Origin of the sequence: Clostridium sp. (genome assembly GCF_032576335.1) — a bacterium.
Taxonomy (GTDB): Bacteria; Bacillota; Clostridia; order Oscillospirales; family Acutalibacteraceae; genus Faecalispora.
In genome coordinates, this window is the sequence record NZ_JAWFXC010000007.1 from 1 (window position 1) to 20,990 (window position 20,990).

Below are 20,990 nucleotides of genomic sequence, written 5' to 3' on the forward strand. Positions count from 1 at the left end.
GTATCGATTCTCTCCCCTTGGATCCCCTCTCAACGACCAAAGGCTCTGCCTTTGGAATCCGGGTGAGCTCCCGCTCTGCATCTATTTTCCGCACAGGAACAAGCCTGTGCGTTGCAGATTGCGCTTAAGGTTTTGATTGTCGCTCGTAAATGAAAAAAGAAACTAGCTACCGAGCATGTTTCTGCGAGGGGACGAGAGCGCTCTAAAAATGACCGCCGACGGGCGAAACTTGTATGTTTTTTCTTTATGTACTTAGGAGAGTGGGCATTTTTAATGGAGCGCCTTACCGGGGGCTTTCGTTTAATAGTTTGGGGGAGGTGTTCCCCAAACGGAATCCCCTGCGGCACAAGCCGCTATAACATCTCTTTTTTATTTTTACAATAAATATAAGAGATGTTGGTTCCTGCACAAAATTACTCAAAAGCAATCATTTGTTAAACAAGTAAAATGATCTGGCAAGTGTGACAAAATCCTGCCCCGGCTTGAGGGGCGAATGAAAGAAATAAGAAATTTTCTGCGGCATTAACCGCTTTAAATAGCAAAAATAATGTAAGTAAGGTTACGGGATTGTTTCTTTACAGAAAATAGAGCTTCCTGCTATAATCTGGTAAAACGGGCAGGCGATACCTGCAAACCCCTTTTCGAACAAGAAAGGAGCTGATTCCCGTGAGAATTCAAAAAAGATATGTGGCCATTGCGGCAATGTCAATTATTGTCTCAATCTCTCTGCTGTTTGCTGCGTGTGCCGCCACCGGAGTAAGCAACAATACTACAGCCGCCCAAAGTGTAGAAGCAAAGGCTTCCTCCGTTATGAAGGTTACAGATTCACAGGAGAAAGAAAGGGCTGAAGCAGGCGTAGCCGATGCCCCTGCGGAACAGAAGTCGCTTACAAGCCAGATGATAATCGAGCGACTCAACTACCGAATGGAAACATTGGAGTTTGATAAATCGATTCAAACCATGCAATCCCTTGCGGAGGAGCTGGGAGGGTATATTCAGGAATCGGGTGTAGATGGTGATGGTGCGCTGCAAAAAAACGACAGCCGAACCGCCCATTATGTTCTGCGTATTCCACAAGAAAAGCTGAAGGTGTGGAAAGAGCGTGCTCCCAGTATTGGAGCAGTTTTGAATGTAACCAGCAATAGTGAAAATATTACCGAAAGCTATTTTGACACGGATGCACATTTAAGCGCTCTGCGCACACAGAGGGAGCGCCTTTTGGAATTGATGAAAAAAGCGGATAAAATGGCTGATATAGTAGAGCTGGAAAAGGCTTTGGCGGATGTTACCTACCAAATGGAACAGCTTACCGCCATGCTGCGCCAGTATGATTCTCAGGTGAAATACAGCACGGTAACAGTGGATTTGTTCGAAGTGAGCAAGGCAACCATTATCGATAAAACACCTGTGACCCTTGGTGAAAAGATAGCGTACCAATTCCAACAATCTCTGCGCTGGATGGCTGAAGCGGGGCAGGGCGCTATTATTGTATTGCTTGGAGGCCTGCCAATTATACTGTTGGCAGTGGTGATCGGTGTTATTTTGGGGCTAGTATTGCGCCGCCGTAAAAAGGGGCGCACGGTTCCGGTTGCTACGACAATGGCGGAAGAAGTTCCCGATGAATTTAAAAATCCTCCACAGGAATAAATAAAAAAACAGGGCTTATCGGTAACCACTTACGTGGTCGAATCGATAAGCCCTATATTTTTCTATTTTTATTGCGTGAGAACGCCGTTGTCGGAGAACAACAGAATTAAAATATCGCGCTCAAAGCCCTTATTGGCATCAATATACACAAGCACCTGCTCTTTTTTCTTATCCTTGCTTTCGCACAAGAACTCATAGGTCGTTACTTCGTTTAGGCCGGCTGTTGGGATGATTGCCAGCTTACCTTCCTTTACGGTAAGGTAGGGGCTAACAGATTTCTGTGCTTCCGCCATGGTAAGAGCCACCTTGGGTACAGCACGATTGGTGTGGTTCATTACATAGCCGGTTGCGTCCATCTCAACAATTTCGCCGGTGTCCATGGCAACAGAGACCTTGATTAGGTCTGGGTAATAAACGGTACCTTTAATTGCGTAAGCGAAGTTAATGGTGCATTTGCCGTCGTGCATAAAGTAATAGCTTTCTTTCATGCCGGTAAAGCCACGGGAATTAAGAAATTCTTGCGCTTTCTTTAAACACGCTTTGTAATCGAGCTTATCGTTCGTAATGTTGCGAGGGTTCATCAATCGTACTGGTACACCGCCCGCTTTTGTAATGGATACCCGTGTATCACCATACATAAAGTTATAGGTGGGGAGACCGCCCTCGTTGTCTGTGGTATGTGTGAGCTTGGATTGGTCAACGTTCAGGAATTTAGCGGCCAATAGCTGTGCATTACCCTGCTTAATTCCCTCTTTGCCATCAATCAGCTTAGGCTTCTGCTGGCCGATATGGTCGGAGAAAGGGCCATCGTAAATCAGCTTGGGGTAATCTTCAAAGTCTTTGGCAATACTCTCCAGCCGATCACTGAAAACGGGCTGCGAGGCTCTCAAACCCTTTACCAAAGATTCTGTTTCGCCGATTCTTATATTTCCGGCGGTAAGCTCATCCTGAACCTGAGAAAGCCCCTGCCGCAGCTTGGTGGCATAATTGCCAAGGCTTTGAATTTGCTCGTATTCATCCGCACTAATTTTCCCGCCGGCGTTAATTTTCCCAGAAAGGGAAGTAGAGAAATCTCCTACTTGTGAAATGAATTTACTCATGTTGTCAAATTCATCCCCTTTGAGAGGTAACGCCGACAAGGCAGCTTTTGCACCGCTGGAATCACGCATCAGGCGTGCCGCAATACCGCTTTGTTGTGTGGCAGTATTGGTGTAAACTGCCTTAGTCAGCGTTGTTTCGAGGCTCGACACATAGTCCCCCAAATCACTGAGCGAACGGCGGTAGCTATATTCAAGGTCTGTGCGGTACCGGTTTGCGGTCCACCATCCGCCAATTGCGGTGCCGGTGAGCAATAGCACCAGAGCAGTGGCTACGCTGCCGATTTGAATTTTTCTTCTGCGGGTCATTTTCGTTCCCTCCGTTTCTCATTTATTTTGAGCGGAAGGGTAAAAAATATACGAAGTTAAAAAAATGTTAATACAATCAATTGTCAACTGTTATTTTGTATATTCAATTGACAATTGGCGTGCTTTTGCTATACTTGATAAGGAAATTAAATTTAGAAAAAATACCTTAAAATTTGGATGTTCGGAAACTTGGATTACAGCCTGAAATGCTTTTCACAAGCATGGTTTTATGGTATAATACCCGCAAAGCGGCTGTAAGAAAGCCAAAATTTTAAGATGTCGCCACGGTGCGTTGCGACTGTGGTATAATAGATAACGAATACAGAGCGGAGCGGTAAAATGGTAATCATGGGCATTGACCCAGGGTACGCAATTGTTGGGTACGGAGTTGTAAGTGCGCGTTCGGGCAAATACCGACCAATGGAGTACGGTGCTATTACAACACAGGCGGGTGAAGTGTTTGAAGACCGCCTTGTTTCCATATACGATTCGGTTTGCGCAGTATTAGCACATAACCGGCCGGATGCGGTTTCGATTGAGAAGCTGTTTTTTACAAATAACAAAACGACTGCAATTGGTGTTGCGGAAGCGCGCGGAGTGATTTTGCTTGCGGCCCGAAAGGCTGGTGTACCAATTTTTGAATATACGCCCCTTCAGGTAAAGCAGGCAGTAACTGGCTACGGGCAGGCAAAAAAACCGCAGGTGATGGAAATGACGCGTAAGCTTTTGTGCCTTACCGAATTGCCAAAGCCGGATGATACCGCGGATGCGCTCGCAATGGCAATCTGCCACGGACAAGCGGCAGGTTCACCCTTGCGCCGCGCCTTATTGTCGGGAGGAATTAAATAAATGTTTTACAGTGTATCGGGCATCTTAATTCATGCAGAACCAAATCTTGCGGTAGTAGAATGCGGCGGCGTAGGCTTTAAATGCTTTACGTCAATGAATACACAGCGTTCTCTTCCGCAGATTGGCGAAAAGGTTCACTTATATACGCACCTGAGTGTGCGCGAAGACGCTCTAGATTTATACGGCTTCTACACAATGACAGAGCTGAATTGCTTTAAAATGCTTACATCCGTGAGTGGTGTTGGTGCGAAGGTTGGCGTTTCTATTTTATCGGAGTTGTCGCCGGAGCAGGTGGCGCTTGCGGTGGCTTCGGGAGACAGCAAGGCGTTGTCCCGCGCGAGCGGTGTTGGCCCAAAGCTCGCACAGCGCATTGCACTGGAGCTCAAGGATAAAGTGAAGAAAATGGGAGTTGCTACGGTCTCAGCTGGTGAAATCGCAATTAACCCCGCAGTTGGCAATGCCGCCGGTGCGGTAAGTGCATTGGCAGTGCTGGGCTGGTCGCCTACGGAGGCCGCACAGATTGTAGGCAAGTTCGACGGCACCCTCCCTGTGGAGGAGTTAATCCGGCTGTCACTCAAATCAATGGGAGGAGGGCGTTAAGGCATGGAATTTTCCTTTGAAAATGAACTGGATTTGGAAAACCGTGTCGTAGCCCCCGATTATAACCCGGAGGATGCAGAGGTGGAAAACCCACTGCGCCCTCGCCAGCTATCCGAATACATTGGCCAGAAGAAGGTAAAAGAAAACCTTGCCATTTTTATGGAAGCGGCAAAGCAGCGAAAAGAAACACTCGACCATGTTCTGCTGTACGGCCCACCTGGCCTTGGTAAAACAACGCTAGCGGGTATTATAGCGAACGAAATGGGTGTGGGGGTACGCATTACATCTGGTCCGGCGATTGAAAAGCCGGGAGACTTAGCGGCGATTTTAACGAATCTTTCTCCGGGTGATGTACTGTTTATCGATGAGATACACCGGTTATCCCGCAGTGTAGAAGAAATTTTATACCCGGCGATGGAGGATTTTGCGCTCGATATTATTACCGGCAAGGGGCAGATGGCGGCTTCTTACCACCTGCCGCTGCCACCATTTACGTTGGTTGGCGCTACAACCCGAGCAGGGCAGCTTTCAGCGCCGCTGCGTGACCGTTTTGGTGTGGTGCTTCGTTTGGAGTTATACTCACCAGAGGAGTTGGCGCAGATTGTTACCCGCAGTGCTGGTATATTGGATATGCCGATTGAGCCGGAAGGAGCCTTGGAGCTGGCTTCCCGCTCTCGCGGTACGCCACGAATCGCAAACCGCTTGCTGCGCCGCGTGCGTGATTTTGCACAGGTAATCAGTGATGGTGTGATTACAGTGGAAGCAGCTCGGGGGGCTTTGGAGCGGCTTGAGGTGGATGAAATTGGCTTGGATGCGAACGACCGACGTATGCTCCACACCATGATTGACTATTATCGGGGTGGACCAGTTGGACTGGATACGATTGCAGCTGCAATTGGTGAGGAATCGGTTACGCTCGAAGATGTTTATGAGCCGTATCTTATTCAAATCGGCTTTTTAAGCCGTACGCCCCGCGGGCGCTGTGTTACACGCGCCGCATACCTGCATTTGGGGCTTACTCCTCCAGAAGATATTGTGGGATCACAGCAAAAACTGTTTTAATTTATTGAGTGAGTTATATATCAAATACATACAGGGCAGATTTTCTGCAATGTTTGGGCGAAGCAAGAGAGTTTTATTTCTATAATTAATGATTGAATCGATCGATGGGAGACGCAACATGGGAAGATTGTTTGGAACCGATGGCGCCAGAGGCGTTGCAAATGCGGATTTAACCTGCGAGTTGGCAATGAATATTGGCCGTGCCGCAGCAATGGTGTTGGGTAAGGGCGGCCATCGTCACCCTAAAATATTGATTGGTAAGGATACCCGTATTTCTTCCGACATGCTCGAGAGTGCTTTGGCGGCGGGTCTTTGCAGCATAGGGGCAAATGTCGTGCACCTTGGGGTAGTGCCTACCCCCGCTGTGGCATATTTGGTGAAAAAGTACGGTGCAGATGCAGGTGTAATGATTTCTGCCTCACATAACCCCTGCGAATTCAACGGGATTAAAATATTTAGCAGCACGGGCTATAAGCTGCCCGATGCGCTCGAGGAGCAGATTGAGGCAATCGTTCTTGACCATGAAGAAAAACCGCAGTACCCCACCGGCGGCGAGATTGGTTCCATTTCTTCTGCACCCGGTGCGCTGCGTGACTATATTGACCATGTAAAGAGCACCGTACCGGAGGGCGCGCTGCGCGGCCTGCGTGTTGCACTGGATTGCGCAAATGGTTCTGCTGCAACAACGGCAAAAGCTTTGTTTACCGAGCTGGGTGCGGAGTGCCACATGCTGTCCGATGAGCCGAACGGTGTGAATATTAATGATAACTGCGGTTCCACTCATATGGAAACGCTGATGGAATATGTAACCGCCAATCACATGGATGCCGGCCTGGCATTTGACGGTGACGCCGACCGCTGTCTTGCAGTGGATGAACAAGGAAAGCTTGTAGACGGTGACTTTCTCATGGCGATTTGCGCGCTGGATTTAAAATCGCAGGGTCGCTTATCGAAGAGTGCGGCAGTTGGAACCATCATGACAAATATGGGATTTATCCGCTTTTGTGAAGAAAATGGAATTAAATTTGCGGCAACTAAGGTGGGTGACCGCTATGTGCTCGAAGAGATGCTGCAAGAAGGCTATAATTTTGGCGGCGAGCAGAGCGGACACATCATTTTCCTCGACTACGCCACTACAGGCGATGGTCAAATGACGGGTGTGCAGCTTTTAACCATCCTCAATCGCCGCAAAGCACATCTTTCCAGTTTGGCAACCTTAATGGCTCGTTACCCGCAGGTGATGGTCAATGTGACCGTAAGCCGCGAGGGCAAGCTTCGCTTCTATACCGACTCGGAAGTTAACGAGGCAATTGAACGCGCGAAGGAGCGTCTTGGTTCCGGCGGGCGGGTTGTAGTGCGCCCCTCAGGCACAGAACCGCTGCTGCGTGTTATGATTGAGGGAGAAAATCACGATGTAATTAGTAAGCTTGCGCACGAGGTAGCAGATGTTGTGCGCGAACGCTTGTCTTAACGGAGGAATAATTTGAGAGCAGCTAACTGGAACGATTATGAATTGCTGGACGCTTCTGACGGGGAGCGGCTGGAACGCTGGGGTGAAGTAATTTTGATTCGCCCTGACCCGCAGATTATTTGGAAGACTCCGCGTGAGCACCCCATGTGGAAGTGTGCCCATGCGCGCTACCTGCGCTCGAATACTGGCGGCGGGCGCTGGGAAGAATACCGCACCGTGCCGGGCATGTGGAAAATTAAATACCACGAGCTTACGTTTCAGCTCAAAACAATGGGCTTTAAGCACACTGGTATTTTCCCAGAGCAGGCAGTCAACTGGGATTTTGTTCAAGATAAAATTCGGCAAGCCAAACGGCCGGTAAAGGTGTTGAATTTATTCGGCTATACAGGAGCGGCTACGCTGGCCTGTGCTTCTGCCGGTGCAGAGGTATGCCATGTGGATGCCTCAAAGGGCATGGTAGCGTGGGCAAGAGAAAATGCAGTGGCCTCTGGTTTGGGGGACAAGCCCGTTCGCTGGCTGGTAGATGACTGCGTTAAGTTTGTGCAGCGCGAACAGCGCCGTGGCAACACCTACGACGGTATTATTATGGATCCGCCCTCCTATGGGCGTGGACCAGGCGGTGAGGTTTGGAAGCTGGAGGAGCAATTGTACCCATTTGTTCAGCTTTGTGTCCCCTTGCTATCGAAAGATGCTTTATTCTTTATCTTAAATTCCTATACCACAGGGCTTTCCCCTTCGGTAATGGTGTATTTATTGGGAACACTGTTAAAAACGCAGTTTGGCGGTTCGGTTTCAGCGGATGAAATCGGTCTTCCAGTTACACAAAGCGGAATGGTACTGCCCTGCGGCAATACCGCAATCTGGCAGGCAGATTAAGTCTACCACTTAAAATAGAAAATCGAGAAACGGCTCGTTCTCTTGCGAAGGCAGTCGATTTTTGACGAAATTATGCAGAGAAGAACGTTAAACTTTAGGATGCTCCATTTTATGGAGCAAAGCCAAATAACGAAAAAAGAAGGCAGTGCCTTCTTCATTGGAGCAGGTATGGAATATCTCAAGGCGGAACACGTATCATTTTTTTACGACTCAACTGAAGAAGGGGAACAGGCACAGCAGGTGCTGCGCGATGTTTCTATGGAAATAAAAAAAGGCGAGTTCGTTGCACTCTTGGGGCACAACGGCTCCGGTAAATCTACCATGGCGAAGCATTTTAACGCAATGCTACTTCCCAGTGGAGGGCATGTGTATGTGGATAGTATGGACACCGCAGACGAAAGCCTCAAATACGAAATTCGCCGACGGGTAGGTTTGGTGCTGCAAAACCCGGATAATCAGCTGGTAGCCAGCATAGTGGAAGAAGACGTGGCGTTTGGGCCGGAGAATCTTGGGGTTCCTCCAGTAGAAATACGCCAAAGGGTAGATGCGGCACTACAGGCCGTAGGCATGGCAGAGTATGCTTCACATTCGGCGTACAAGCTTTCCGGCGGGCAAAAGCAGCGCATCGCCATTGCGGGAATTATTGCAATGCAGCCAGACTGCATTGTGCTCGATGAACCAACCGCGATGCTCGATCCTCGCGGCAGAACTGAGGTCATGGAGACCATCCGCCGGCTCAACCGTGAGCACGGCATTACGGTGGTACTCATTACCCATTACATGGATGAAGCTGTGCAGGCTGACCGTGTGATTGTTATGGACGGCGGCGAAATTCTTGTGGAGGGAAAGCCGCGTGAGGTGTTTTCGCATGTAGAGCTTCTGCGGCAGCACCGCCTTGACGTTCCCCAGGCAACGGAGCTTTTGTACCGGCTTGGGCAAAACGGCTGCACCGTACCAGAGGGTGTTTTAAACGAAGAGGAATGTGTGGCCGCCCTTGAGCTGCTGCTCAAAGCCTGACCCGGCGAAACGGAGGAACAAAACGGCATGTCCGAAGTGATATTGGAAACAAAAGACTTAACATACCGCTATGGTATGGGCACTCCCATGGAGCAGGTTGCGGTTGATAACGTAAATATAGCGATTCGCCGAGGGGAGTTTCTCGGGGTAATCGGTCACACCGGCTCGGGAAAATCAACGCTGATTCAGCAGCTCAATGGCCTCATGCGCCCTACCTCTGGCCAAGTGCTGCTCAATGGAAAAGATATTTGGGCAGAACCCAAAAAGATTCGCGCAGTGCGCTTTCAAGTGGGACTGGTGTTCCAGTACCCCGAATACCAGTTGTTTGAAGAAACCGTATTTCGCGATATTTGCTTTGGCCCACGCAATATGGGGCTTTCTGAGGAAGAGGTAAAGGAGCGCGCACTCGGTGCGGCAGAATTTGTGGGTCTTCGCTCTGAGCTGTTGGAGAAATCTCCATTTGAGCTTTCGGGTGGTGAAAAGCGCCGTGCAGCCATTGCTGGCGTGGTCGCCATGGACCCCGAAATTTTAATTTTAGATGAGCCTGCAGCAGGACTCGACCCGCAAGGGCGCGACCAATTGCTCGACCAGATTCGCACGTACCATGAGCGCCGCGGCAATACCGTTCTGCTTGTTTCGCACAGTATGGAAGACATTGCCCGTGTTGCTGACCGTGCATTGGTAATGAACCATGGTAAGGCCGCTATGTTAGACTCTGTGCAACATGTTTTCTCTCGCCGAGAGGAGCTTGAGGGCATGGGGCTTCGCGTACCGCAGATTACGAAAATTATGAGCCTGCTGCGCTCCAAGGGTTACCCGGTAAATGAGGGAGCTCTTACGGTTGAAGAAGCTCTGCGCGATTTAATGCCGCTGCTGCGGGAGAGGGGATGCGTGCGATGATACGGGATATAACGCTCGGTCAGTATTTTCCAGGAAAATCTTTAGTACACCGTATGGATGCCCGTGTAAAAATTGTACTGACCTTTGCTTTTATTATATTTATTTTTATTGCAAACAATCTGCCTGCCATGCTGCTCATGGTTGGTATGGTGCTCAGTGCCATGCTTCTTTCCGGTATTTCGGTGCGGCAGTATTTAAAGAGCCTGAAAGCGGTTATTATTGTAGTCGCTTTAACGGCGGTTCTCAATCTGTTTTATGGCAGTGGCGATATTCTGCTCCAATGGGGCTTTCTAACAATTCGCACCGGTGGCGTGATTAACTGCATTTTTATTGCGGTGCGTATTATCAGTTTGATTCTGTTTAGCTCGGTGCTTACCTTTACCACTTCCCCAACGGATTTAACCGATGCGCTAGAGCGGATTATGAAGCCGCTGAAGATTTTTCATGTGAAGGTACATGAAATTGCAATGATGATGACGATTGCACTTCGGTTTGTTCCGACTCTTCTGGAAGAAACCGATAAGATTATGAGTGCACAGAAGGCACGCGGTGCAGATATGGAGAGCGGCGGCGCCATTCAGCGCGTAAAAGCCCTCATTCCTATTTTAATCCCGCTGTTTGTATCCTCTTTTCGCCGTGCGTATGAACTGGCGATGGCGATGGAATGCCGCTGTTACCGCGGCGGCGATGGCCGCACAAAAATGAAGAGCCTGCGCATGACGGCACTGGATGGATGGGTGATTGCCATTTCCTCCGCTGCGTGCATGGGTGTAATCTTGTGCGTTATTCTAATGCCCAGCCTGTTATGAGGGAGGGGATTTGATGCGCAATATCCTTTTTATTGTTAGTTATGATGGCTCTAAGTACCACGGTTGGCAGGTGCAGAAGAACGCCCTTGCTGTGCAGGAGGTTTTTCAGCAGGCGATGGGTCGGGTATTGGGCAGTACTCCCGATTTAAAAGCGTGCAGCCGAACCGACACGGGTGTACATGCCCGACAGTTTTGCATTAGCGTAAACGTTGAGCGTGATATTCCCTTAGAGCGCCTGACGGCAGCGATGAACCATTTTCTACCGCCAGATATTGCGGTGCTTTCCTGCCGGGAGGTTCCAATGGATTTTCATGCTCGGTATTCCTGCCGCGGTAAAGAATATGTATATCAAATTTGGAATACACCGGTTCGTAATCCGTTTTTAAATGGGTATGCACTGCATTACTGGTACCCAATGGATTTGGAAAAGCTGAATCGTGCAGCGGCTCATTATATTGGCGCACACGATTTTACTTCCTTTTGTACACTTGATGTACGTGACCGAGGTGACATGGTTCGCACCGTTACAAACGCGGAGCTAAGCCGCAGTGGAGACATGGTTACCTTTACCGTTGCGGCGGATGGATTTTTGTATAATATGGTGCGCATTATGGTGGGCACACTGCTTCGAGTTGCCCAAGGAAAGTTTGAGCCGGAGCAGATTCCGCAAATTTTGGAGCGTTGTGACCGCGGTGCCGCGGGCCCAACCGCTCCTGCCTGCGGACTGTACTTAAACCGAGTCTTTTACGATGAGGAAGTGATGGGATGACTCGAAAGAGTAAGGGAAAGCGCTTTGCTGATGACGAAAGTGATTTAGAAGAGCTTGACCGCGAGGGCAACCCGAATGCTCGGGAACACCGCGAGCAGGTTGTGTTCCCGCAAATGCCCCGCTGGCTGTACCGTGTGATACTTATTTTGCTTATATCGGTTGCCGGCCTTTTGGTGTGGTTTAATCTCGATAACCTTACTCCGCAAAACATTGGGGGCTGGATTCAGTCCAAAGTTGTGGGCATGGGTATGGGAGACGACTACCCGGTATCACTGAATAATGGCCGCAATATTTCTCCTGCTAATTTTTTTGCCGCAGATAAAAATGCAGTTGTGGTAAGCGATACCTCTATTACTGTTTTAAACTCTACTGCAAAAGAGCTCACGCGTCGGCAACACAGCTTTTCGAACCCGGTGGCAAAAGCGTGGGGGCAGCGCGTGCTGGTGTATAACCTAGGTGGCACCGGTTTTCAGGTGGATAGCATCTCGAAAGCGGGGGAGCGCCGAATAGCTGAGGCGGATATTCTCGCTGGTGCAATTGCCGGTAACGGACGTGTTGCCTTGGCAACGGAAAGCCAAGGGTATTACTCCCGCCTGTCGGTCTACGGAGAAACCGGTAAACCCTTTTATACTTATGATTTCTCGGAATATTACATTACCCATATCGCCCTTAATCGCAGTGGTACCCGCGCCGCAGTAGCTGGCGTGGCGGCTAAAAACGGAGCAATGGTTTCCGCTGTTTATTTATTTGACTTTGGCAGTCCCAAGCCACTTTCTCAGCTTACGTTTCAAGATAATTTAATATTATCGCTCAATTATGGGCAAAATGGAGCTGTTGTTGCTGTTGGCGACCGCCTCACCAGTGTAATCTCTGAAAATGGGGATAAAACCGATTATAGCTATGGCTCACAGACCTATATTGGCAGCTCGGTAGACAATGGCCGAACGGCACTTTTGCTATCGCCTTATGCCAATGCGACCTCTGCAAGCCTTGTTCTGCTGGATGTAAAAGGAAAGCAAGTGGCTTCGGTGCCACTGGGGCATACTGCAGTGGATATTTCGCTGTATGGTGATACGACTGCGGTTCTGCTGAGTGACGAAAGCATTCAAGCGTATACTGCGTCCGGTGGGGTGCAAAAGGGCACATGCAGCGGTGGAAAAGATGCGCGCGCGATAGCGCTGCGTGATGAAAGCTCGGTTTATGTTCTTGGATTTAATGAAATCCGCTTAGAAAATTTTGGTGTACCGCAGGAGCAAGCGGCAGGCAATATTTCTACGCTTCCGTCTTCCAGCAAGTAAACAAACGGCGCTTTCACCGGTATTTTGTCTGGGGAAAGTGCTGTTTTTTGTTCGTAAGCGTGTAGCACATTATTTACATTTTGTTTTTTTTCTTACCTTGCCGTACTATTTGCTTTGTGATATATTATTAGAAAGGCTCGCTCGACAGCCTGTATCATTTTATTATGCCCGCTAGGCGGGCTCAGAATTTGGGGAGGTTGCCGGTGACCATTATTGATTTAATTTTAATAGGAATTCTCACTTGGTTTACGATTGTAGGTTGTGAAAAGGGGTTAATTCGTTCCCTGGCTGGTTTTGTTGGCTATGTGGTTGCTTCCGTAGCGGCGGCGGTGATTGGTCGCATGGCGGCTGGCGCATTGTACCAAAACTTTATTTACGACAACATGGTAGGCAAAATTACAGAGACCCTGCAAAAAACAGCAGGACAGGGCGCTGATCAGCAAGTACAAGCGCTGCAAGGCTCTTTGCCACCCTTTTTAGGCAATCATATTTCGAATGAAGGTTTTTTGTCTGCGCTCAATGGTTCTATTGAAAAAGCCGCACCGCAGATTGCAAACCTGCTTTCTCCGTCTGTCATCGGCTTTACTCGCTTGGTGATTACGGTAGTTTTGTTTTCAGCTCTTTATTTTGTGGTACGTATTGTACTACGCATGCTAAATTCCATATCTCGCCTACCAATTTTACACCAAATAGATATGGCAGCTGGCGGCGTGGTTGGTTTTTTAAGTGGCTGTGCAATTGTGCTCTTGGTGTGCATGCTGCTTCAGCTTGCTTTACCCATGATGAAGGATGGGTTGTTTGGCATAACGCAGAGTGAATTTAAAACCTCTTGGGTTTACCAATCACTTTATGAAAAAAGCCCGGTTAATTTCCTGTTCCCTGAGGAATAATGGGGGATAGCCCTGTGGCTGATGGGAGTGGAGAGATGAGGGACATTAACAAAAACATTACGATTCCGAATGCGCTATCTGTTTTTCGCATTCTTTTGATTCCACCGTTTGTGTTGTACTTTTTAGGCCAGCAGTGGAAGGCAGCGGGAGTCGTACTGGTGGTATCTGGCCTTACCGATTTGGTAGACGGGTACATTGCCCGCCGATTTAACCAAATTACAGAGCTTGGCAAGCTGCTGGACCCATTAGCAGATAAGCTGACGCAGGCCGCGGTAGCAATTTGCATGGCGATTGTAGAGCCGGTGCTAGTGCCTTTTTTGGCGGTGTTTGTAATAAAAGAGACCGTAATGATTATTGCGGCCTGTGTGCTTTTAAAGCGCAAGAAAAGACCAACAGCTGCAAAATGGTACGGTAAGGTTGCTACTGGCATGTTCTACGTTTCTTTTGCTGTTATTTACGTTTTGAAGGGATTTTTTGGTTACGAAAACTTTTACCTAACAATTACGCTTTTGTCGGCAACCGTCGGTATGATGGTATACGCCTTTTTAAGATATTTTGGAATATTCTGGACGACTCTTCACTCCGAAGACCCCAAAGATACGGTGGATTTGGAGCTGAAGGCCAGACGCACTATCAACCGAAAATAGGGTTGATAGGTGCCGGTTTGCCCCAATTTCGCCGCAGGGCAGCACCCTATTTTTACCCGTAGCGGCAGCGGAGGAAAGAATTCACAAGATGATTTGTTCAAGATGCAAAAAACGCCCAGCCGTTGTGTTTGTTGCCTCCAGTGCAGACGCAAAAGATGCCAGAGGATATTGCCTCAAATGTGCCAGAGAAATGGGAATTCAGCCTGTTAAGGATATGATGAGCCAGATGGGCATTACAGAGGATCAATTGGAGACAATGGAAGATCAGCTCGACGAAATGATGGGAGAGCTGGCAGAGACCACCGAAGACGGTGATGGCTTTGTACCCGGCGGCGCGGCCACGTTCCCGCTCATTCAAAGTATGTTTGGTGGCAATAATAAACCTGCACCGGAGGCTTCCTCCGGCAGTGCGGAGACCACGCAAACCGTAGAGCACAAAAAGACCGAAAATAAAAAGAAACGACGCAATATCGATACCTACTGTACAGATCTTACAAAGAGAGCAAGAAACAACGAGATTGACCGTATTGTGGGGCGCGACCAAGAAATTGCACGTGTAATTCAAATTCTGTGCCGGAGAACCAAAAATAACCCTTGCCTGATTGGCGAGCCGGGTGTTGGTAAAACTGCCATTGCAGAAGGTCTTGCGATCCGCATCGCGCAGGGAGATGTACCTGCCAGACTGCGTAAAAAAGAGATTCACTTATTAGACCTTACGGCACTGGTAGCCGGTACACAGTTCCGCGGTCAGTTTGAAAGCCGCATTAAGGGTCTTGTTGATGAAGTAAAGGCGGACGGCGACGTGATTCTGTTTGTGGACGAGGTGCATAACCTGGTTGGTACCGGCGATGCAGAGGGCTCCATGAACGCCGCTAATATATTAAAGCCTGCTCTTTCACGCGGCGAGATTCAGGTAATTGGTGCAACTACCTTTACCGAGTACCGCAAATACATTGAGAAAGACAGTGCGCTGGAAAGAAGATTCCAGCCCGTGAAAATCGGCGAGCCTTCCGTAGAGCAAACAACGAGTGTTCTCCTTGGAATTAAGAGCTATTACGAAGATTTCCATCGTGTACGTGTTCCGGATGACGTGATTCGCCGTGCGGTGGTATTGTCTGAACGCTATATTAACGACCGCTTTTTGCCGGATAAGGCAATCGACCTTTTGGATGAAGCCTGTGCCAGTGCCGCGCTTCGCAACCAGAAGATGGCGGATTACGATGCGGCAACCTTCCGCTTAGATACTCTGCGCCAAGAGGAGACCGACCTGACTGCCGATGGTGTGGAGCCGGATTACGAAAAGCTTGCACAGGTTCGCTACGAAATTGCAAGTTTAGAAGAAAAGACCCGTGTTCTGATGCCCGAAGCAATTGGTGCCGATGTTGGGCTCGATGATTTGGCACATGTCATCGAATTGTGGACGGGTATTCCCGCCAGCCGTGTGCAGGAAAGCGAACTGAAAAAGCTTGCTGGACTGGAAGATCTCTTAAATAAAAAAGTGATTGGTCAGGAAGAAGCGGTTACTGCCGTAGCAGCGGCAATTCGCCGCAGCAGGGTGCAGATCAGCCCCCGCCGCCGTCCCGCTTCCTTTATCTTTGTCGGCCCGACCGGTGTAGGTAAAACGGAGCTGGCAAAAGTAATCTCCAAAGAGCTGTTTGATACGCCTGAGACTCTGATTCGGCTCGACATGTCCGAATTTATGGAGAAGCATTCGGTTTCGCGTATTATTGGCTCGCCCCCCGGCTATGTGGGGTACGATGAGGCCGGTCAGGTCACCGAAAAGGTGCGCCGACGCCCGTATTCTGTTTTGCTGTTTGATGAAATTGAAAAAGCGCATCCCGATGTAATGAATATCCTTCTGCAGATTTTGGATGAAGGCCGCATTACAGACGCACAGGGGCGCACGGTCAATTTTGAAAATACTATCATTATCATGACCTCGAACGCAGGCAGTGAAAAGCGTGAGGGTGCCCTCGGCTTTGCGAAAACAGATGCGGATGTAACCCGTGAAAAGACCATGAAGGCTCTTTCGGAATTCCTGCGGCCGGAGTTTTTAAGCCGTGTGGACGAAGTAATTGTATTCCGCTCGCTCAAGGTGGAAGACTTTATTAAGATTGCTGCTCTCATGCTGGAAGAGTACATTGCGGCACTCACGGAGCGTGGAATCCGCTTTGCTTACGATGAAAAGGCCGTAAAGTGGCTTGCAGAACATGCGGTTGGCGGCAAGAGCGGTGCACGTGATTTGCGTAACCTCATTCGCCGTAAGGTGGAGGATCGTATTACCTCTGAAATTGTGGAGCACAGCGATTCGCCGTTGTCCGGCATCGCCGTAACGGAAGAAAATGATGAAATAAAGCTGGAAATCATTTAATTATTTTCTAGCTCACAATGAAAAAGCGCCTTGAACCAGTTATGTAATCTGATTCAAAGCGCTTTTTGCATATAGGAAGTTGATAAATTTATATTTCCTGCTTATTATTTGGTAAAGGCCAATATAGGTTGCTTTTTGGAATCGAATTCGAGTATAATGGTGAAAAATGAATCTTAAATTTAGTTGGTAGCTCAACCAGAGAATAAATCAATTGTATTTAGCAGAAACAAAACGGTTTTATGCCGTTAAATTAAGAGGATATTTGTTGTATTGCTTATTGCGAAGAGTTCCCAGTTCCTGCAAATAATTTAGTGAGCTATCTTGACAATTGGCATAGGGACATGTTATAATTCATAACGTCGCTTTTGATTGCGGGTGTAGTTCAGTGGTAGAACTCCAGCCTTCCAAGCTGGTCGTGTGGGTTCGATTCCCATCACCCGCTCCAAGATATTCGCGCCAATAGCTCAGCAGGATAGAGCAACTGCCTTCTAAGCAGTAGGCCAGGGGTTCGAATCCCTTTTGGCGCGCCATATATGGTGGATGTAGCTTAGCCGGTTAAAGCGCCAGTTTGTGGCACTGGAGATCGTGGGTTCGAATCCCATCTTCCACCCCACTGAAGAAGGCGAGGCAAAGATGAAAATTTTTGCCTCGTTCTTATTCGCTATAATGTATCTATTGGGCTGTAGCCAAGCGGTAAGGCAACGGACTTTGACTCCGTCATTGCGATGGTTCGAATCCATCCAGCCCAGCCATAAGAGACCGTCGATGTAAATCGGCGGTCTCTTATTTTTTTATTCTAAACTTTTTATTTGAGTAGTTCATCGTAAGAGGATTCGAGTGCATCTCGAATGGCTCGCAGTTGTGTTGCGTAAATATGTTGAATCCCTCGTTCTATTTTTACTAGAGACTCTCTCGTCATTTCGATATCTGCAAGCTGAAGTCGGCGAATGAGTTCGGTTTGCCCAATTTTCTTTTTAAGCCGTATTTCTCGAATGTTTTTGCCGATATGAATTTCATCATCTTGTTTTATTTTTTGATTGCTCATGATTGTGCCCTCCATTTTTGAACTAATTTTAGTCCATTTATCTTGATTGTAGTAAAAACAAGTGATATGATGGGACTGATTTGAGTCCAATTTTGTGGGAGGTGAGTGGGTTTGAAAAAGATTACAATCATGATGGAAGATTATCTGTATACGTTTTATAAGAAAATTGGTGAAAGCGCAGGAGGATTAAAAGCAGAGCAAGTGATTGCAGATACCCTATATAAATTTGCTGGTGAGCTTTGTGTAAATGCTTTAAATAAGGAAAAGTAAGCACATCAAAAAGCATTTATAATTCCTTGGTTTTGGTTTATTGTCTGTCATCTGCTATAATATTAGCAAAGAGAAAATAAAAACTCCTTGTTGTGAAGATAATCGAAGTAAGGGGGGGAAGACCCATGAGAAAGAATGCAATTCGCTCAGAATCGATTTTTGCCCTTTTCAGCATCTTGAGCTAACTTTATGTTTATTATTACGCTACGGTTTTTTATTATCGGTCTATTGGAACGGTTTTCGATTTTCTGTATGAGTTTATTGCAGTTCCGGCGTTCTACTTTTTTGTCGCCACTTTTATTGTGACCCTACTATCCTCTTTGTTTTCATTTCGTGGGGTTCCGTTGATTCAAAATAAATCAAAGCAATTCATTGCTGCGGTCCTAGTTGCTTATGCTTTATTTGTGGTGTTGAAAAAAAGTGGCGTAATTGTTCTTCTACCAATTCTTTTTGGAACTACTTATTGTGCAGTTTATTTTGTGATGGGGTGTTTGTATGCCCTTGCTATCGCAAAACCCGAAATAGAGTGAATGCTTCATAGATATATACTTGTATGGTATAAATTATTTTTGTGCGCGCTTCCTTATTGTGGGGCGCGCTTTCTGTTTTGTAGTACCGGTTAGTTTCAAATATCTTACGTCATTTAATCATTAGATTCCGTACTGTTTAAGTGACATCAAAAATTAAATTGACTTTAATTATGGAAAAGTGAAACCTAATGGTAACTTCTTCCGTATTGTTAGGTGCTTACCGGAAAGCGCCTTAAGGAGGGATATTTTGAACGATACAACTATGATGGCTATGCTCAATGAAGACGAGGAGCTTTGGTACTCTGCGTTAATTGACGGTTACTCTCGCTATGTAACGGCAATTATCAGCGGAATCTCAAGAGGCTCTCTTACGAATGCCGATATAGAAGAGGTAGCCGCAGATGTTTTTTTCAAAATATGGTTGAAACGCGATCAAATCCGTGCGAAAAGCCTGAAAGCGTTCATCGCACAGGTAACGCGAAGTACCAGTATCGACATGCTCAGGAAAAAGGGAAATGAATTTGTTTCTTATGAAGATGACACCCTTCCAGTTAAGTTCCAAGAGCATTTGGATGAGCTGGCGATTCGCCGAGAGCAGGAAGAGATTATAAAATCTGCTGTGGAGTGCTTTGGTGAACCGGAACGGGAAATATTTATCCGATTTTATTATTTTGGAGAGACGGTAAAGACAATAGCAGATAGACTCCAAATAAACACCAGCACCACAAAAACAAAATTGCACCGCTCCCGCTCCAAATTAAAGGTGATTTTACTGGAAAGGGGATATGACTGTGAATAGAGAGAACGAGAAAGACCAGTTCTGGAAAATTTCGGATTTGGCCTCAAATATACCCGATGAAAAAATATTACCGATAGAGCCGCAGGGAGATTCTACCGTTACCCCCTCCTACGACCGCATCAAATCTCTTGCGCTCAAGAAGCGCAAAGAACACTTGTATGGAAAAGAGGAGAAAAGCGTGAAAAGAGTATCGAGTCGAATCGTGCTTGTCGCTGTTATTGCAAGCCTGTTAAGCGTTACCGTATTTGCCACGGTTGCTTTGGGCGGACTGGATTATATGAAAGGCATTTTTGGCAGCAGTGCCAGCTCGGTTCAAAATGAAATTGTGACTCCGCAAATACAGGCTTCCGCAAATGGACGCAGTATGGCAGTAGAAGCACTGGTGACCGATGGCTTTATTACGAATATGGTTGTTTCTTTAACCGGTGAACAGCCAGATGACAAAGACCTATTTACCGTAACCTCAAATACTGAAATTCGCTCCAATGGCTGGCATGCTATGGAGGAATTTACCACTGCGGGCAAAACCTACTACGCCTTAGACCTTGTAAGCAAGCAGTACTTTAACGCTGCCAACGTAACACTATCCCTCAATAAACAGGTAGCGCCTATTGAGCTTTCGGTTCCTTTGGAAAATCAGCTTGGGAATGCCGTTGTTTATTTTCCGAAAAACACGCAGGTGCAGAATACAGAGCTGCGGCAGCTGCAAGTATCACCCATGGGCTTACTTCTTATTTGCAACGAGAAAAACCCGCAGGGCGGCTTGCCACCGACAAGCATGCTACTAAAGCTCTCGAACGGAAAGACCGAAGAAGTGGAAATGAGCTTTGCCGCCAGTGACCGTACCGTTGGCGGCGGTGGTGGTGCGGTTTTGACCGATGACCCGAAAGATATGCCTTTGATAAGCACTTTCCAAGGCGAAAGAAATCCCAAGGGAGAGCTTGTAATCAGCGGCCAATTCTCTCGCATTTTGAATCCTGCCACAATTGATAAAGTAGTGGTTGGTGGTGTGGAATATGCGGTAAAGTATTCCAATAAATAAGCGTTCCAATAAACCCAAAACAGAGAAAAGAAGCTCCCGCATAGGCGGGGGCTTCTTTTTGCTAGAAACAGGAAAAGGTTTCTTTTTTTTCACTACATTCTATGATATACTGGTTTTTATTAATGAGATAATACGGAGAATAGGAAAATAAATGGTGCGGTACAGTGCCGCTTTTATTGCGGGTACAGAAGTGGAAAGGGGATAACAACATGATATTCCGGAACGGAGAATACACCGATTGCGCAGAACTAACCGAGATGCGCGTGGAATACCTCAAAGCGGATTGGGGAACTCTGACGGAAGAACAGGAAGCGGCGATTCGGGAGCAGCTGCCAAGCTGTTTTGAGCGGCTGTTAGGAAAGAGCCTTGTCGCTTATGTTGCGGAAGAGAGCGGGCAATTAGCAGGTACAGTGTTAATGCTCATTACAGATAAACCGGCAAGCCCGGCATTCTTGAATGGTGAAGTGGGGACGCTAATGAATGTTTACGTTCGTCCCCAATACCGTAAGTTGGGTCTTGGGGCAAAACTGGTGAACATGGCGCTGGAGGATGCCCGCCAAAAAGGCTTATGCCATGTGGAACTGGACGCGACCAAGCAAGGAGAAAAATTATACGAATACCTTGGCTTTCAAAAAGTAGAATCTCACTATACGCCGATGGTATTCGCGCTATAACAAAATTTTTTAACTGTT

General features: G+C 47.5%; 21 protein-coding genes and 4 tRNA genes. 23 read left to right on the forward strand and 2 right to left on the reverse strand.

Going from position 1 to position 20,990, the window contains the following annotated elements; all coding sequences use genetic code 11:
* The first annotated feature begins 666 nt into the window (after positions 1–666).
* The gene (locus tag E7L17_RS09560) at positions 667–1,647 is read left to right on the forward strand and encodes a DUF4349 domain-containing protein (protein WP_316323021.1); all 981 of its coding nucleotides are present in this window, start codon (positions 667–669) and stop codon (positions 1,645–1,647) included.
* Positions 1,648–1,715: 68 nt separating this feature from the next.
* Here E7L17_RS09560 and ypeB read toward each other — a convergent pair whose 3' ends face one another.
* Positions 1,716–3,053, reverse strand: a complete 1,338-nt coding sequence (ypeB, locus tag E7L17_RS09565) for a germination protein YpeB (RefSeq protein ID WP_316323022.1) — start codon at positions 3,051–3,053, stop codon at positions 1,716–1,718.
* A gap of 339 nt (positions 3,054–3,392) precedes the next feature.
* Here ypeB and ruvC point away from each other — a divergent pair, with 339 nt between their 5' ends.
* The 17 genes from ruvC to E7L17_RS09650 all read left to right on the forward strand — a co-directional run bounded on the left by ruvC (position 3,393) and on the right by E7L17_RS09650 (position 17,364).
* Positions 3,393–3,902 carry a crossover junction endodeoxyribonuclease RuvC gene (gene ruvC / locus E7L17_RS09570; protein ID WP_316323023.1) on the forward strand — a complete coding sequence of 170 codons (510 nt, stop codon included), beginning with the start codon at positions 3,393–3,395 and terminating at the stop codon, positions 3,900–3,902.
* Positions 3,903–4,502: a Holliday junction branch migration protein RuvA gene (gene ruvA, locus E7L17_RS09575; protein WP_316323024.1), complete on the forward strand. Its 600-nt coding sequence runs from the start codon at positions 3,903–3,905 to the stop codon at positions 4,500–4,502.
* 3 nt (positions 4,503–4,505) lie between these two features.
* Positions 4,506–5,564: a Holliday junction branch migration DNA helicase RuvB gene (gene ruvB / locus E7L17_RS09580; RefSeq protein WP_316323025.1), complete on the forward strand. Its 1,059-nt coding sequence runs from the start codon at positions 4,506–4,508 to the stop codon at positions 5,562–5,564.
* 118 nt (positions 5,565–5,682) lie between these two features.
* Complete coding sequence (glmM, locus tag E7L17_RS09585) at positions 5,683–7,035, forward strand: phosphoglucosamine mutase (protein WP_316323026.1); 1,353 nt, start codon at positions 5,683–5,685, stop codon at positions 7,033–7,035.
* A gap of 12 nt (positions 7,036–7,047) precedes the next feature.
* A complete protein-coding gene (locus E7L17_RS09590) occupies positions 7,048–7,911 on the forward strand; it encodes a class I SAM-dependent methyltransferase (RefSeq protein ID WP_316323027.1) in 864 nt (287 codons plus the stop codon).
* A gap of 168 nt (positions 7,912–8,079) precedes the next feature.
* Positions 8,080–8,928, forward strand: a complete 849-nt coding sequence (locus tag E7L17_RS09595; protein ID WP_316323186.1) for an energy-coupling factor transporter ATPase — start codon at positions 8,080–8,082, stop codon at positions 8,926–8,928.
* A gap of 27 nt (positions 8,929–8,955) precedes the next feature.
* Positions 8,956–9,828, forward strand: a complete 873-nt coding sequence (locus E7L17_RS09600; RefSeq protein ID WP_316323028.1) for an energy-coupling factor transporter ATPase — start codon at positions 8,956–8,958, stop codon at positions 9,826–9,828.
* Positions 9,825–10,637 carry an energy-coupling factor transporter transmembrane component T gene (locus E7L17_RS09605; protein ID WP_316323029.1) on the forward strand — a complete coding sequence of 271 codons (813 nt, stop codon included), beginning with the start codon at positions 9,825–9,827 and terminating at the stop codon, positions 10,635–10,637. The genes E7L17_RS09600 and E7L17_RS09605 overlap by 4 nt, the downstream gene beginning before the upstream one ends.
* A gap of 13 nt (positions 10,638–10,650) precedes the next feature.
* A complete protein-coding gene (gene truA, locus E7L17_RS09610) occupies positions 10,651–11,406 on the forward strand; it encodes a tRNA pseudouridine(38-40) synthase TruA (RefSeq protein WP_316323030.1) in 756 nt (251 codons plus the stop codon).
* Positions 11,403–12,704, forward strand: coding sequence for a DUF5711 family protein (locus E7L17_RS09615; RefSeq protein ID WP_316323031.1), 1,302 nt, complete (start codon positions 11,403–11,405; stop codon positions 12,702–12,704). The genes truA and E7L17_RS09615 overlap by 4 nt, the downstream gene beginning before the upstream one ends.
* 203 nt (positions 12,705–12,907) lie before the next feature.
* A complete protein-coding gene (locus tag E7L17_RS09620) occupies positions 12,908–13,594 on the forward strand; it encodes a CvpA family protein (RefSeq protein ID WP_316323032.1) in 687 nt (228 codons plus the stop codon).
* Positions 13,595–13,629: 35 nt separating this feature from the next.
* Complete coding sequence (locus E7L17_RS09625) at positions 13,630–14,241, forward strand: CDP-alcohol phosphatidyltransferase family protein (protein ID WP_316323033.1); 612 nt, start codon at positions 13,630–13,632, stop codon at positions 14,239–14,241.
* A gap of 88 nt (positions 14,242–14,329) precedes the next feature.
* Positions 14,330–16,612 carry an ATP-dependent Clp protease ATP-binding subunit gene (locus E7L17_RS09630; protein ID WP_316323034.1) on the forward strand — a complete coding sequence of 761 codons (2,283 nt, stop codon included), beginning with the start codon at positions 14,330–14,332 and terminating at the stop codon, positions 16,610–16,612.
* A 371-nt stretch (positions 16,613–16,983) separates the two neighbouring features.
* Positions 16,984–17,057 (forward strand) — tRNA-Gly (locus tag E7L17_RS09635).
* A gap of 8 nt (positions 17,058–17,065) precedes the next feature.
* Positions 17,066–17,142 (forward strand) — tRNA-Arg (locus tag E7L17_RS09640).
* 6 nt (positions 17,143–17,148) lie between these two features.
* Positions 17,149–17,225, forward strand: a tRNA-His gene (locus E7L17_RS09645).
* Positions 17,226–17,288: 63 nt separating this feature from the next.
* Positions 17,289–17,364: transfer RNA gene (locus E7L17_RS09650), tRNA-Gln, on the forward strand.
* A 53-nt stretch (positions 17,365–17,417) separates the two neighbouring features.
* Here E7L17_RS09650 and E7L17_RS09655 read toward each other — a convergent pair.
* A complete protein-coding gene (locus E7L17_RS09655; RefSeq protein WP_316323035.1) occupies positions 17,418–17,657 on the reverse strand; it encodes a helix-turn-helix transcriptional regulator in 240 nt (79 codons plus the stop codon).
* 111 nt (positions 17,658–17,768) lie between these two features.
* On the opposite strand from E7L17_RS09655, the gene E7L17_RS09660 reads away from it, so the two are divergent.
* From E7L17_RS09660 to E7L17_RS09680, 5 genes are all read left to right on the forward strand, one after another.
* Positions 17,769–17,927, forward strand: a complete 159-nt coding sequence (locus E7L17_RS09660; RefSeq protein WP_316323036.1) for a hypothetical protein — start codon at positions 17,769–17,771, stop codon at positions 17,925–17,927.
* Positions 17,928–18,271: 344 nt separating this feature from the next.
* Complete coding sequence (locus E7L17_RS09665) at positions 18,272–18,457, forward strand: hypothetical protein (RefSeq protein ID WP_316323037.1); 186 nt, start codon at positions 18,272–18,274, stop codon at positions 18,455–18,457.
* 247 nt (positions 18,458–18,704) lie between these two features.
* On the forward strand, positions 18,705–19,256 hold the full coding sequence (locus tag E7L17_RS09670; RefSeq protein WP_316323038.1) for a sigma-70 family RNA polymerase sigma factor: 552 nt from the start codon (positions 18,705–18,707) through the stop codon (positions 19,254–19,256).
* A complete protein-coding gene (locus E7L17_RS09675) occupies positions 19,249–20,298 on the forward strand; it encodes a hypothetical protein (RefSeq protein ID WP_316323039.1) in 1,050 nt (349 codons plus the stop codon). Before E7L17_RS09670 ends, E7L17_RS09675 begins: the two co-directional genes overlap by 8 nt.
* Before the next feature lie 209 nt (positions 20,299–20,507).
* The gene (locus E7L17_RS09680; RefSeq protein WP_316323040.1) at positions 20,508–20,972 is read left to right on the forward strand and encodes a GNAT family N-acetyltransferase; all 465 of its coding nucleotides are present in this window, start codon (positions 20,508–20,510) and stop codon (positions 20,970–20,972) included.
* The last annotated feature ends 18 nt before the right edge of the window (positions 20,973–20,990 follow it).

Bases quoted from the DNA above. Each gene is read 5' to 3' on its own strand.
- ypeB (WP_316323022.1), bottom strand. From the start codon at position 3,053: ATGACCCGCAGAAGAAAAATTCAAATCGGCAGCGTAGCCACTGCTCTG.
- ruvC (WP_316323023.1), top strand. From the start codon at position 3,393: ATGGTAATCATGGGCATTGACCCAGGGTACGCAATTGTTGGGTACGGA.
- ruvA (WP_316323024.1), top strand. From the start codon at position 3,903: ATGTTTTACAGTGTATCGGGCATCTTAATTCATGCAGAACCAAATCTT.
- ruvB (WP_316323025.1), top strand. From the start codon at position 4,506: ATGGAATTTTCCTTTGAAAATGAACTGGATTTGGAAAACCGTGTCGTA.
- glmM (WP_316323026.1), top strand. From the start codon at position 5,683: ATGGGAAGATTGTTTGGAACCGATGGCGCCAGAGGCGTTGCAAATGCG.
- E7L17_RS09595 (WP_316323186.1), top strand. From the start codon at position 8,080: ATGGAATATCTCAAGGCGGAACACGTATCATTTTTTTACGACTCAACT.
- E7L17_RS09600 (WP_316323028.1), top strand. From the start codon at position 8,956: ATGTCCGAAGTGATATTGGAAACAAAAGACTTAACATACCGCTATGGT.
- E7L17_RS09605 (WP_316323029.1), top strand. From the start codon at position 9,825: ATGATACGGGATATAACGCTCGGTCAGTATTTTCCAGGAAAATCTTTA.
- truA (WP_316323030.1), top strand. From the start codon at position 10,651: ATGCGCAATATCCTTTTTATTGTTAGTTATGATGGCTCTAAGTACCAC.
- E7L17_RS09615 (WP_316323031.1), top strand. From the start codon at position 11,403: ATGACTCGAAAGAGTAAGGGAAAGCGCTTTGCTGATGACGAAAGTGAT.
- E7L17_RS09625 (WP_316323033.1), top strand. From the start codon at position 13,630: ATGAGGGACATTAACAAAAACATTACGATTCCGAATGCGCTATCTGTT.
- E7L17_RS09630 (WP_316323034.1), top strand. From the start codon at position 14,330: ATGATTTGTTCAAGATGCAAAAAACGCCCAGCCGTTGTGTTTGTTGCC.
- E7L17_RS09655 (WP_316323035.1), bottom strand. From the start codon at position 17,657: ATGAGCAATCAAAAAATAAAACAAGATGATGAAATTCATATCGGCAAA.
- E7L17_RS09680 (WP_316323040.1), top strand. From the start codon at position 20,508: ATGATATTCCGGAACGGAGAATACACCGATTGCGCAGAACTAACCGAG.